Annotated in this window: 11 protein-coding genes; 5 read left to right on the top strand and 6 right to left on the bottom strand. The window is 71.7% G+C overall.

The genetic code is table 11. The annotated features are described in order from the left end of the window. Window positions 1–131: 131 nt before the first annotated feature. Window positions 132–1,823, bottom strand: a complete 1,692-nt coding sequence (locus OHS18_RS19720; RefSeq protein ID WP_328450481.1) for a bifunctional 3'-5' exonuclease/DNA polymerase — start codon at window positions 1,821–1,823, stop codon at window positions 132–134. A 142-nt stretch (window positions 1,824–1,965) separates the two neighbouring features. Between OHS18_RS19720 and OHS18_RS19715 the strand changes: the two genes are divergently transcribed. Beyond that, complete coding sequence (locus OHS18_RS19715) at window positions 1,966–3,600, top strand: acyl-CoA synthetase (RefSeq protein WP_328618021.1); 1,635 nt, start codon at window positions 1,966–1,968, stop codon at window positions 3,598–3,600. A gap of 4 nt (window positions 3,601–3,604) precedes the next feature. On the opposite strand, the gene OHS18_RS19710 is transcribed toward OHS18_RS19715, so the two are convergent. Next, the gene (locus tag OHS18_RS19710) at window positions 3,605–4,546 is read right to left on the bottom strand and encodes a hypothetical protein (protein WP_328450485.1); all 942 of its coding nucleotides are present in this window, start codon (window positions 4,544–4,546) and stop codon (window positions 3,605–3,607) included. Window positions 4,547–4,937: 391 nt separating this feature from the next. On the opposite strand from OHS18_RS19710, the gene OHS18_RS19705 reads away from it, so the two are divergent. The 4 genes from OHS18_RS19705 to OHS18_RS19690 are packed head-to-tail and all read left to right on the top strand — an operon-like array spanning window position 4,938 to window position 8,342. Continuing rightward, window positions 4,938–5,690: an SDR family oxidoreductase gene (locus OHS18_RS19705; protein ID WP_328618020.1), complete on the top strand. Its 753-nt coding sequence runs from the start codon at window positions 4,938–4,940 to the stop codon at window positions 5,688–5,690. After that, window positions 5,687–6,763 carry a phosphotransferase family protein gene (locus OHS18_RS19700; protein WP_328618019.1) on the top strand — a complete coding sequence of 359 codons (1,077 nt, stop codon included), beginning with the start codon at window positions 5,687–5,689 and terminating at the stop codon, window positions 6,761–6,763. Before OHS18_RS19705 ends, OHS18_RS19700 begins: the two co-directional genes overlap by 4 nt. Then, entirely contained in the window at window positions 6,764–7,420 is a 657-nt protein-coding gene (locus OHS18_RS19695) for a histidine phosphatase family protein (RefSeq protein WP_328618018.1), read from the top strand. A 10-nt stretch (window positions 7,421–7,430) separates the two neighbouring features. Further along, window positions 7,431–8,342 (top strand): SMP-30/gluconolactonase/LRE family protein, encoded by a 912-nt coding sequence (locus OHS18_RS19690; RefSeq protein WP_328450492.1) that lies wholly within the window; start codon window positions 7,431–7,433, stop codon window positions 8,340–8,342. A 181-nt stretch (window positions 8,343–8,523) separates the two neighbouring features. On the opposite strand, the gene OHS18_RS19685 is transcribed toward OHS18_RS19690, so the two are convergent. The 4 genes from OHS18_RS19685 to OHS18_RS19670 are packed head-to-tail and all read right to left on the bottom strand — an operon-like array spanning window position 8,524 to window position 12,290. Next, complete coding sequence (locus OHS18_RS19685; protein ID WP_328618017.1) at window positions 8,524–9,351, bottom strand: enoyl-CoA hydratase family protein; 828 nt, start codon at window positions 9,349–9,351, stop codon at window positions 8,524–8,526. Continuing rightward, on the bottom strand, window positions 9,348–10,040 hold the full coding sequence (locus OHS18_RS19680) for an SDR family NAD(P)-dependent oxidoreductase (RefSeq protein ID WP_328618016.1): 693 nt from the start codon (window positions 10,038–10,040) through the stop codon (window positions 9,348–9,350). Before OHS18_RS19680 ends, OHS18_RS19685 begins: the two co-directional genes overlap by 4 nt. After that, window positions 10,037–11,545: a benzoate-CoA ligase family protein gene (locus OHS18_RS19675; protein ID WP_328618015.1), complete on the bottom strand. Its 1,509-nt coding sequence runs from the start codon at window positions 11,543–11,545 to the stop codon at window positions 10,037–10,039. Before OHS18_RS19675 ends, OHS18_RS19680 begins: the two co-directional genes overlap by 4 nt. Continuing rightward, window positions 11,538–12,290, bottom strand: coding sequence for a creatininase family protein (locus OHS18_RS19670; protein ID WP_328618014.1), 753 nt, complete (start codon window positions 12,288–12,290; stop codon window positions 11,538–11,540). Before OHS18_RS19670 ends, OHS18_RS19675 begins: the two co-directional genes overlap by 8 nt. Window positions 12,291–12,318: the final 28 nt, after the last annotated feature.

Raw genomic sequence — 12,318 nt, 5'->3', positions numbered from 1 at the left:
GTCGTCCACCCAGGTACGCGTATCGTCCGTTCAGGTACGCGGCCGGACGGACCGGCCGGCGGCCTCGCGTACTCCGGTGGACGACACGCGTACACGGATGGACGACACGCGTACTCAGGTGGACGACACGGCTACTTGGCGTCGGCGTAGGTGTCCACCGGGGCGATGTGCATCGGGAAGCGGACCGGGCACGCCGGGCCGAACAACATCGTCGCCGCCTCCGTGACGCTGTCCACAATGGACGAAGAGACCACGTCGGCCAGCTCGGCCGGGGTGTGGACGATCACCTCGTCGTGCTGGAAGAAGACCAGGTGGGCGGGGGACGGCAGGCGGCGGCGCAGCGTCGCGAGCATCACCGCCGTCATGTCCGCCGCGCTCGCCTGGACGACGAAGTTGCGCGTGAACCGGCCCCAGCCGCGCGACGCCCGGCGGGCCTTCAGCTCCGCCGCTTCGTCCGAAGCCAACCCACCCGTCAGGGCACGCCAAGCCGCCGAAGGGGCCGGCGAGGTGCGGCCGAGCCGGGACCGGACGCGCTCGCCGCGTTCACCCGCCTGGGCCGCGTGCTCCACATAGGACACCGCGTCCGGGAACCGCTGCCGCAGCAAGGCCAATAGCGGACCCGCCTCGCCGGACGTGCCGCCGTACATCGCCGACAGCATCGCGATCTTCGCGCGTGCCCGGTCGTCCCGGTCGTCGTCCGGCGACAACGGGACCCAGCGGGCGCCCGAGAACAGCGCTTCGGCCAGACGCGCGTACAGGTCCGTCGCCGCCGCGACGTCGGCCAGCCGGCGGTCGCCCGACAGGGCCGTCAGGACCCTCGGCTCCAGCTGGGCGGCGTCGGCCACCACCAGTTTCCAGCCCGGGTCCGCGCGCACGCACGTGCGCAGCACCTTCGGGATCTGCAACGCCCCGCCGCCGCGGCTGGCCCAGCGGCCGGACACCACGCCGCCGACGACGTAGTGCGGGCGGAACCGGCCGTCGGCGACCCACTCGTCGAGCCACGTCCAGCCGTTCGCCGTGTACAGCCGCGACAGCTCCTTGTACTCCAGCAGCGGCCCGACGGCCGGGTGGTCGATGCCCTTCAGGAAGTACTTCCGCGCGGACGGCACCTCGATCCCGGCCCGGGCCAGCGCCCGGACGACGCTCGGCGGCGAGTCCGGGTTGACCGCGCGCCCGCCGAACGCCTCGGTGATCTTCGCCGCCAGCTCGACCAGCACCTTCGGCCGCTCGCCGAAGCGCACCCGCGGCCCGAGCCGCGAGACCAGCAGCTCCTCGTGCAGGTCCGCGCGCCAGGGCAGGCCGTCGGCCGACATCTCCACCGCGGCCAGCGCGCTCGCCGACTCCGCGGCCAGCAGCAGCCGGAAGCGGTCCGGGTGCTCGGTCGCCGCCACCCGCCGCTCCTGCTCGGCCAGCACGCGCTCGACCGCCGTGACGACCGTCACGCCGTCGGGCAGGGTCGGGGCCCGGGTGTCGAACAGGGTCGGCTGAGCCAGCTCGACGGTCGCCGAATCGGACGGCGGTTCTTCCCCGTTCGCCCTGGCCCAGGCCGCGCGCAAGCTCCGCGACTGGTCCTCCTGCCCCGCGTGCGCCAGCAGCAGCCCCTCCGCCAGCGCGAGGTCGTAGCACCGCCGCACCCGCACGCCGGCCGCGACCAGCACCGGGTAGGTCAGCTCCGCCGACGGGAACACCCACCTCGGCTCGTGGGCCGCCTCCAGCTCCCGGGCCGACGCCGCGAAACCCGCCTCGTCCAGGCCGGACAAGGTCGAGGACGGCGAACGCACGGTGAAGCTCCCGTCCTCCTCCCGCCCCGCGATCACCTGCACGGACACAGTGTGCCGACTACCACCGACAGTTTCGGAGCGAGTGCGTCTGGTGCGGGCGCGGTGGGCTTGGTTTACTGTCGAGTAGCCCCCATACCGCCGGTACGGAGTGGGGCGCTCTTCCCGCAGCAACGGAGGTGCCCGGATGAGCCTGGTCGCGCTCGCCACGCAAGTGGCGGACAAGGTGGCCGAGACGGCGCGCAGTGTCGACGTGATGCGGCGGGCCGGGCTGGTGCCCTTTCCCCGCGTCGACGAAGGCCTCCGGTCCCTGGTCGCGATCCGCAAGTACGGGCCGTTCGCCGGCGCCAACCACATCTCCGCGCGCCGCGACCCGACCGCCGTCGGCATCGTCGACGAGGTCGGCCCGCTCACCTACAAGCAGCTCGACGACCAGTCGAATGCGCTGGCCCGGGCCTGGTCGGAGCGCGGGATCAAGCCCGGTCAGGTCGTCGCCGCGCTGTGCCGCGACCACCGCGGCCTGGTGCTCACGATGGCCGCGGCCGGCAAGCTCGGCGTGCGCCTGCTGCTGATGAACACCGGCTTCGCCAAACCGCAGCTGGCCGACGTCGCGAAGCGCGAGAAGGTCACCGCGCTGGTCTACGACCAGGAGTTCACCGGCCTGCTCGACGCCATGCCGGAGAACGTCGACCGCTACCTCGCCTGGGTCGACAATGACAGCGATCTGTCCGACCGGGATGTCCCGGTGCTCGCCGAGATCATCGCCAGCACCGACGACCGGCCGTGGCCCGCGCCGGCCAAACCGGGCGGGTTCGTGCTGCTGACCAGCGGCACCACCGGGACGCCGAAGGGTGCGCCGCGGCCGCACACCTCCGCGCTGGCGTCGGCGCAGTTCCTCGACCGGATCCCGTTGCGCGCCAACGAAGCCACGTACATGGGCGCGCCGCTGTTCCACGGCACCGGCCTGTCGCAGTTCATCCTGTCCTTCGCGCTCGGCTCGACCGTCGTGATGCGCCGCAAGTTCAGTCCGGAGGAGACGCTGCGCGGCGTCGCCGAGCACAAGTGCACCGCGCTGGTGCTCGTGCCGACCATGCTGCAGCGCATCGTCGACCTGCCCGCCGACGTCCGGGCGAAGTACGACACGTCGTCGCTGCGGATCATCTTCGTCGCCGGCTCGGCGCTGTCGCCGGACCTCGGCAACCGCGCCAACGAGGCGTTCGGCCCGGTCGTGCACAACCTGTACGGCTCGACCGAGGTCGCGGTCGCCACGGTCGCGACGCCGGAGGACTGGGTGAAGGCCCCGGGCACCGTCGGCCGCGCGCCGGTCGGCTGCAAAGTCGCGCTGTACGACGAAAAGGGCGGCCGGATCACCGAGGCGCACGTCACCGGCCGCGTGTTCGTCGGCAGCGGCCTCAGCTTCGGCGGGTACACCGACGGCCGGCACAAGGAGATCATCGACGGCCTGCTCTCCAGCGGCGACGTCGGCCACTTCGACGACGACGGCCTGCTCTTCATCGACGGCCGCGACGACGAGATGATCGTCTCCGGCGGCGAGAACGTGTTCCCGATCGAGGTGGAGAACCTCCTGGTCGAGCGCGAGGACGTCCTGGAGGCCGCGGTGATCGGCGTCGAGGACGCCGAGTTCGGCCAGCGGCTCAAGGCGTTCGTGGTCCTGGCCGACGGCGCGGACCTCGACGTCGACGCGGTCCGCGACTACGTCAAGGCCAACCTGGCCCGCTACAAGGTGCCCCGCGACGTCGAGTTCCTGGCCGAGCTGCCGCGCAACGCGACCGGGAAGGTGTTGCGCACCAAGCTTTCCTGAGCCGCTACTCCCAGTCGATGCCGAAGACGCCGGGGCCGAAGTCCAGCGCGACCGCGTGCACGCCGTCCGCGCCGTCCAGCTTCAGCGGGCGGCGCGACAGCGAGCCGGCGTTGCCGTTGCGCGAGTACTGCCAGCAGTGCTCGGGCGCGGTGCCCGGCGCGAACCGGACTTCCAGCAGGTATTCGCGCACCGGGCGGCGGAACTCGCGGTAGTGGGTGTTGCGGCACTCCGGGTACGGCGGCCCGCTGTTGGTCAGGGTGTACTCGATCAGGTGCGTCTCGCCCCGGTCGATCGGCTGGTCGAAGACGAGTTCGGCGACGACGAGGCCGTGCTTCTCGTCGACCTCCGCGCGCCCGATCCGGCAGTTGCGCACCGCGTGCAGCTCCGGGGGCCCGGCGGCCGGGTCGTCCTGGGTGTAGACCAGCAGCCAGCGGTCCAGGCCGTCGGTGCCGGCCTGGAAGACCGCGCGGGCGGTCACCGAGCGCTGACCGCCGTCCTCGGCGATCTCGCACAGGTCGTGCAGGCCGACCATCTTCAGCGGGTGCTGGCGTTCGAGCGCGTCCGCCGCGCCGACTTTCGCGAGCATCGGCAGCAGTACTTCGCGCGGGAACGACATGGGCTCGCCGCCGGCCTGGCGTTTCCCGGCGCCGCCACGGGGGCGCGGCGGGGGCAGCAGGCCGAGCAGGGCGCCGGCGGGGACGTCGAGGATTTCTTCGAGGCTGCGCACGGCCGAGAGGGAGCTCTGCCGCTCCGGCTGCCGCTTGCCGGACTGCCAATAACTGAGCGCGGTGACGCTGACGACGACGCCGCGGGCCCGCAGCCGGGCCTGGATGCGGTCGAGCGAGAGCCCGCTGGTGGCGATGGCCGCGCGCAGCTGCGTGGCGAACGCGGTGCGTCCACCTTCCTGACCGCCGCTCACCACGTGGTCCGCCGTGCTGCCCGCCATTGCCGATCCGACCCGCCCCGTGCCGTCCCCCCGACGATCCCCGACACGGTGCACGTTAGCAGGATTCCCGGCATGATCCGCGTCCCTCTTCACGGGGGTGCTCGATCGCCTCGGACGTGCGTCCACTCGGGCGAACGGGCTAGTACTGGCAACTGTGAACCATTGCCCCGGCCTGGGCGGACGCGCTTGTATGACTTGCCTGCGCCGGTGGCCCCGCCTCCCCCTCACGGTCCACCCGGACGCAGGCGAACCGGCCGCGAGAGCGGTTCCGGCTCCGGTTCACCCGGCCGCGTTGTGCGACCGGCCGGTGTGGCCGCGCGATGACCGGTGGCCCGGCGACGCCCCCAGCGCCGGGCCACCGGTCTTATTACCACCGGGTAGCATCCGGTCCATGACGCTCCGGAAGAACATCCTGATCACGGGCGCGAGCAGCGGCTTGGGCGAAGGCATGGCCCGGCAGTTCGCGGCGAAGGGGCGCAACCTCGCGTTGTGCGCCCGGCGCACGGAGCGCCTCGAAGAACTCGCCGCCGAGCTGACCGCGGCCCACCCCGGGATCAAGGTCGTGACGCGCACCCTGGACGTCACCGACCACGACAGCGTCTTCCGCGTCTTCGAGGAGTTCCGCGCCGAGCTGGGGTCCCTCGATCGGGTGATCGTGAACGCCGGGCTCGGGAAGGGGCAGCCGGTCGGCAAGGGCCGGTTCGACGCCAACCGCCAGACCCTCGAAGTCAACTTCGTCGCGGCCGCCGCGCAGATCGAGGCCGCCGCCGGGATCTTCCGCGAGCAGGGCAGCGGGCACATCGCCGTCGTCTCGTCGTTCAGCGCGATCCGCGGCCTGCCGGGCAACCTCACCGCGTACGCCGCGTCGAAGGCGGGCATTTCGGCGTTCGTCGACGGCGCCCGCGCCGAGCTGAAGCGCAAGGGCATCAAGGTCACCGACATCCGGCCGGGGTACATCGAGTCCGAGATGAACGACCGGATCGGCCGGAACCCGCTGCTGGCCAAGGCCGACACGGGCGCCCGCGCGCTGGTGAAGGCCGTCGAGGCGGAGGGTGCGCGGGCCTACGTCCCGGCGTGGCCGTGGGTGCCGCTGAGCCTCGCGATGCGCGTCGTGCCGGTCTGGATCCTGCGGAGGTTCGCGTGAGCACTACCGACACCACCGACACCACCGTCGATGTCCGCGCCGAGGACGCCTTCGACGCCGCCGCGGTGCACGCGTGGCTGTCGGTCCGCGTGAGCGGCCTCGGCGCCGAGCCGCCGCGAGTCCGGCAGTTCCCCGGCGGCGCGTCGAACCTGACCTACCTGCTCACCTATCCGGACCGCGAGCTGATCCTGCGCCGTCCGCCGGCCGGGCACAAAGCCGCGTCGGCGCACGACATGCGGCGCGAGTACCGCGTGCAGCACGCGCTCAGGCCGGTGTTCCCGTACGTGCCGGAGATGCTCGCCTTCGGCGACGACCCGGCCGTGCTCGGCGGCGACTTCTACGTCATGGAGAAGCTCGACGGCCTGATCCTGCGCGGCAACCTCCCCGAGGGCATGACGCTCACCCCCGAGCAGGCGCGCGAGCTGTCCGGCAAGGTCGTCGACCGGCTGGTCGACCTGCACGCGGTCGACGTCGAACGCGCCGGGCTGAGCGACCTCGGCAAGGGCGCGGGGTACGTCGAGCGGCAGATCCGGGGCTGGTCGGACCGGTTCACCGCGGCGCGCACGGACAACGTCCCCGACTTCGCCGAAGTGCGCGGCTGGCTGGCTTCGAACCGGCCCGGCGAAGTGAAGATCTGCCTGATCCACAACGACTACCGGCTCGACAACCTGGTGCTGGACGGGCCGTCGACGTTGAACATCGCCGGCGTCCTCGACTGGGAGATGGCGACGCTCGGCGACCCGCTGATGGAGCTCGGCAGCATGCTGGCCTACTGGGTGCAGGCCGATGACGACGACGTCATGCAGGCCAGCCGCCGCCAGCCGACGCACCTGCCGGGCACGTTCACCCGCGAGGAGTTCGTCGCGCGCTACGCCGGGAAGACCGGGCTCGCGATCGGCGACTGGCGGTTCTACGAGGTCTACGGCCTCTTCCGGCTCGCCGCGGTGCTGCAGCAGCTCTACCGGCGCTACCACGACGGCGCCACGCGCAACCCGGCGTTCAAGGACTTCTGGCAGTTCGTCGGGTACCTCGACTGGCGCTGCCGCGAGATCATCGCGAAGGGAAGCGTGTAAGTGGGCGCCATCTACCTCGTCCGGCACGGACAGGCGTCGTTCGGCGCGGCGGACTACGACGCGCTGTCCCCGCGCGGCTTCGAGCAGTCCACTGTGGTCGGTGCGGAACTGCTGCGGCGTGACGTCTCCTTCAGCCGGATCCGGTCGGGCACGCTCGCCCGGCAGCGCGACACGGCGGCGACGGCGCTGAAGGTGCTCGGCACCGACGTGCCGGTGGTCGAGGACCCGCGCTGGAACGAGTACGACCACGTCGACATCGGCGTGCACCACGCGGGCGGCGCACCGCAGGAGGACTCGCGCGCGTACCAGGGTGTGCTGGACCAGGCGCTGACCGCGTGGATCGAGGCCGGCTCCTCGGGGCCGTGCGCCGAGACGTGGCCGGTGTTCCTGGCCCGCTGCCGGGCCGCGCTGGAAGATCTGGTGGCCTCGCTGGGCAAGGGGGAGCACGCGGTCGTGTTCACCTCCGGCGGCGTGATCGCGACCGTCTGCGGCGCGTTGCTGGGGACGCCCGAAGTGGGCCTGCTCAAACTCAACCGCGTCACGGTCAACGGCGGGATCACCAAGCTGGTCTCCGGCCGCGGCGGTGTCACGATGCTGTCGTTCAACGAACACCCGCACTTCGAGGCCGAAGCGGCCCAGCTGCTCACCTACCGGTAGGAGACGTCCGATGCGGTTCGGTCCAGTCACGCTCATCCCGGTCGGCGGCCACGGCCCGGAGGACGTCGTCGTCGACGGCGAAGGCCGGATCTACACCGGCGTCGACGACGGCCGCATCCTCCGCTTCACCCCGGACGGCAGCGGCGTCGAAACCATCGCCGACACCGGCGGCCGTCCGCTGGGCCTGGAGCTCTACGGCGACGACGAGCTGCTGATCTGCGACGCGCGGGCCGGGCTGCTGGTGGTGCCCCTTTCCGGCGGCACTCCGTCCGTCCTGGCGACCTCGGCGCTGGGCCTGGACTTCGTGTTCTGCAACAACGCCGCGGTGGCCGCGGACGGCACGATCTACTTCACGGACTCGTCACGCCGCTTCGGCATCGACAACTGGCGCGACGACCTGATCGAGCAGACCGCGGGCGGCCGCCTGCTGCGCCGCACCCCGGACGGCGCGATCGACCTGGTCCTGGACGGCCTCCAGTTCGCCAACGGCGTCGCGCTGGCGCCGGACGAGTCGTTCGTGGCGGTCGCGGAGACGGGCGCCTGCCGGGTTTCCCGCGTCCGGCTGGCCGACGGCCGCGCCGACGTCCTCGTCGACGACCTGCCGGGCTTCCCGGACAACATCTCGACGGGCACGGACGGCCTGATCTGGATCACGCAGGCGTCCCCGAAGGTGGCGGCGTTGGACGTGGTCCGCCGGCTGCCGGCGTTCGTGCGCGCGGGCGTCCGGCGGTTGCCGACGTCGCTGCAGCCGAGCCCCGGGCGCGAGGTGGGCGTCCTGGGCGTCGCGGCGGACGGCACGGTGGTGCACGAGTTCCGGGGCGAGATCGACGGCTTCCACATGCTGGTGGGCGTCCGCGAGTGGCGCGGCCGGCTGTACTTCGGCTCCCTGGAGGAGTCGAAGATCGCGATCACCCGGCTCTGACCCGTACCTGAACAGTCGGCTCGCGTACCTGAACAGTCGGCTCACGTACCTGGAGGGTCGGCTCACGTACCTGAACAGTCGGCTCACGTACCTGGAGGGTCGGCTCACGAACCGACCCTCTGGGCACGTGAGTCGACTGTCTGGGTGCGTGAGCCGACTGTCTGGGTACGTGAGCCGACCGTCAGCGGCCGGTCCAGCGGGGTTCGCGCCCGGCGGACCAGGCCGCGTAGAACTCCTTGTGGTCCTTCGCCGTCATCAGCAGGGCCTGGGTCACCGCTTCCAGCTCGATCGCGCTGCCCAGGTCCATGTCCAGCTCGCGGGTCAGCAGCACCTTGGTCGTCGCGTACGCCAACGCCGGGCCGTCCGCGAGCCGCCGGGCCAACGCCGTCGCGGCGGCGGGCAGCTCGTCGTCCTCGACCACCTGGGTGGCCAAGCCGATCTCGGCGGCACGGGAGGACGACACCTTGTCACCCAGGATCAGCAGTTCCGTCGCGCGGCCCAAGCCCACCAGACGCGGCAGCAGGTACGCCGAGCCCATGTCCGCGCCGGCCAGGCCGACCTTGGTGAACAGGAACGCGAACTTCGCCGACCGCGCCAGCAGCCGGAAGTCGCTGGCCAGCGCGATCACCGAACCCGCGCCCGCCGCGACGCCGTTGACCGCCGCGATCACCGGCAGCGGGCACTCGCGCAGGGCCTTCACGACCGCGCCCGTCATGCGGGTGAACTCCAGCAGCTCCGCCGTCTCGAACTTCTGCAGCTCGCCGATGATCTCCTCGACGTCGCCGCCGGAGCAGAACCCGCGCCCGCGCCCGGTGATCACCAGCACCCGGACGTCTTCGTGCTGCGGCAGCTCGATGATCAGGTCACGCAGGTCGGCGTAGACGTCGAAGGTCAGCGCGTTCAGCTTCTCGGGCCGGTCGAGCGTCACCGTGGCGACGCCGTCGGCCACGGTGAACTCGAAGTGCTCCCACTCCTTCGTGAGCGGTGCGGTCGCGCGGAACGGGCTCATAGCTGGATTCCTCCGCCGTCGAGTACGAGGGTCTGGCCGTTGATCGCGGCGGCCTCGGGGGCCGCCAGGAAGGACACCGCGAACGCCACTTCGTCCGGTTCCAGCAGTCTGCCCAGCGGAGACGCCGCCGCCAACGCAGCTTCCGCGGAGGAAGAATCGCGCCCGGTGCGCTCCTGGATCCGCGCCACCGACGTCGCCGTCATGTCGGTGCGGACGAACGCCGGGCACACCGCGTTCGCCGTGACGCCGGTGCCCGCCAGCTCCGCCGCGACCGCCCGCATCAGGCCGGCCGCCGCGTGTTTCGACGCCGTGTAGCCGGCGGTGTAGCGGTAGCCGACGTGCGACGCCGTCGACGCGACCGTGACGATCCGGCCGCTGTCCCGCTCGCGCATCCCCGGCAGCACCGCGCGGGTGCACAGGAACGCCCCGGTCGCGTTGACGTCGATCTGCCGGCGCCAATCGTCCAAAGTGGTCCGGGAAACCGGGGCGCTGGAGGAGATCCCGGCGTTGTTGATCAGTACGTCCACCGGGCCCGCCGCCGCGAAGTACTCCGAGACGGCGTTCTCGTCGGTGACGTCGCAGTCCGCGCGGCCCGGCGCTAGCACGGTGTCACCCGCGGCGCGGAACCGCGCGGCGATCGCGGCGCCGATGCCGCGGGTGCCGCCGGTGACCACGACCAGCCGGCTCACGGGCGGGCCGCCAGCGCGCGCCGGTCGAGCTTGCCGTTGGCGGTGCGGGGGAGTTCGGTCACGAAGACCACCTCACGGGGGTATTTGTGCTTGGCCAAATGTGCCTTGGCGTGGTCCTTCAGCTCGTCCGCGGCCACGGACGCGCCGGGCCGCAGCACGACGTACGCGCGCGGCAGCACCAGTCCGCCGACCTCGTGGCCGACGACCGCGCAGTCCATCACCGCCCCGTGGCCGAGCAGGCAGTCCTCGATCTCGCCGGGCGCGACGAACACCCCGCCGACCTTGAGCAGCGCGTCCGCGCGGCCGTGGTGCTTGAAGAACCCGCCGGACCGGCTGAACAGGTCACCGGAGGTCAATGTGTCGCCGTCGAACGTCTTCGCGGACTTCTCCGCGTCGCCGAAGTACTCCAGCGCGATCGTCGGCCCGGTGACCCGCAGCGGCCCGATTTCGCCGTCCGGCAGGGGATTCCCGAGTTCGTCGACGACCTGCGCGGTGTAGCCGGGCACCTCGGTCCCGAGCGTGCCGACCCGAATCGAGCCGGGCCGGTTCGACAGGTAGATGTGGTACGCCTCCGACGATCCGATGCCGTCCACCACCGGCACGCCGAACGCCGCGTCCCACTTCCGGTGCAGCTCCGCGGGCAGCGCCTCGCCCGCCGACGTCGTCATCCGCAGGCAGCTCAGGTCCTGTGACGCCGCGGCCGGGTGCGCGATCATCGCGCTCATCATGGTCGGCACGTTCACCAGCACGCTCGGCCGGTACCGCGCGATCAGCTCGAACATCAGGTCCGCCGTGCTGCGTTCGGGGAACGCGATCCCGGCCGCGCCGACGCCGAACGGGAACAGCGCCACCAGATCGCGCGCGTAGCCGAAGAACAGCTTGGGCACAGCCAAAATCCGGTCGTCCTCACGCAGCCCGAGCACCTGCACGGCGTACCGCTCGAAGCTCTCTTTCGCGCTCCGCAAGGGATGCACGCACGCCTTGGGCGCGCCCGTGCTGCCGGTGGTGAACTTCCAGATCCCGACGTCGTCCAGCGTGGTCGGCGCGGCTTCGAGTTCGTCGGACGCGGCGTCGAGCAGTGTCCGGAATGGACGCTCGCCCGGCCGTAGCTCGCTCTCGGGAACGCCGGTGACCAGCAGGTTCCGCGCACCCGCCTCGCGGAGTGCGGGCAGCGTGACGGCGTCCGCGATGACCGCGACGGCCTCCGTGTACCCCAGGTAGTACGCGTAGTCCTTGGGTTGCAGGAAGGGATAGACCTCCGCGGTGACCGCGCCGATCTTCTGGGCGCCGTACCAGGTGGCGACGAACTCCTCGCCGTCGCTCAGGGCGAGCAGCACCCGCTGTCCACTTCGGACACCGGCGTCACGCAGCACGTTCCCGGCGCGGTTGACCAGCTTCGCCAGCGCCGCGTAACCGACCTCCCGCGAGCCGACGAACAACGCGGTCCGGTCCGTTGACGCGTGCCGGTCGACGAAGTAGGACGCGAGGTTGAACGGCTCAGGCACGGGCCAGCTCCCGGATCGCGTCCACCAGCAGATCGGTCAGGACCGAGAAGGTCTCTTCGCCTTCCGAAGCCGTCGCCTCGGCGGGTTTGCCGCAGTAGGCGTCGGACATCCCCATCGCGACGAAGCCACCGTCGGGAGGTGCCGACGCCAGGCTGACCGGGACGTGCGGCAGCTCCCGCATGACGACCTGGTCGACCAGTTCGGGCCGGTCGGCCAGCACCAGCGACGTCTCGTACCGCCCGGCGTGGCATTCGCCCGACTGGAACTCCTCGGTGAGGCGCTGCGCGTGCCGCCGCCGGACCAGGTCGAGCAGCGCGACGTGCCCGTCGTAGGCGAAGTTGAGCGTCTCCACCGCGCGCCGCAGGGTGACCAGGTGCGCGGGCTCGAAGTGGTTGTTGACCAGCAGGATCCGCGGCAGTCGCTGGCCGATCAGCGCGGCGCCGACGTCCACCAGCAGCGCGTGCAGCGTCTCCTCGCCGATGTGGATGCCGCCGGCGAACCCGGCCGCGAACCGCGTCACGCCGTACGGGATCTCGGGGAGGATCAGCACCTGGACGTCGTCGTCGGCGGCCAGCCGGGACGCCGCGCGCTCGCACATCCCGCGCGAGATCAGCGGGTCGGTCGCCAGCGGCGCGTGCGGGCCGTGCGGCTCGATCGCGCCCAGCGGGAGCAGCAGCACGGGGACGCGGTCACCCGAAACCAGGGCGTCGACCTGCCGCGAGCTGAGGTCCGCGAAGTACGTCACGCAAATCAAGCTACACCGCAGCGGCCTG

The organism is Amycolatopsis sp. NBC_00355, from assembly GCF_036104975.1.
Lineage (GTDB): Bacteria > Actinomycetota > Actinomycetes > Mycobacteriales > Pseudonocardiaceae > Amycolatopsis.
This window is presented reverse-complemented; position numbering and strand designations above follow the sequence as displayed.

Bases quoted from the DNA above. Each gene is read 5' to 3' on its own strand.
- OHS18_RS19710 (WP_328450485.1), bottom strand. From the start codon at position 4,546: ATGGCGGGCAGCACGGCGGACCACGTGGTGAGCGGCGGTCAGGAAGGT.
- OHS18_RS19705 (WP_328618020.1), top strand. From the start codon at position 4,938: ATGACGCTCCGGAAGAACATCCTGATCACGGGCGCGAGCAGCGGCTTG.
- OHS18_RS19690 (WP_328450492.1), top strand. From the start codon at position 7,431: ATGCGGTTCGGTCCAGTCACGCTCATCCCGGTCGGCGGCCACGGCCCG.
- OHS18_RS19715 (WP_328618021.1), top strand. From the start codon at position 1,966: ATGAGCCTGGTCGCGCTCGCCACGCAAGTGGCGGACAAGGTGGCCGAG.
- OHS18_RS19685 (WP_328618017.1), bottom strand. From the start codon at position 9,351: ATGAGCCCGTTCCGCGCGACCGCACCGCTCACGAAGGAGTGGGAGCAC.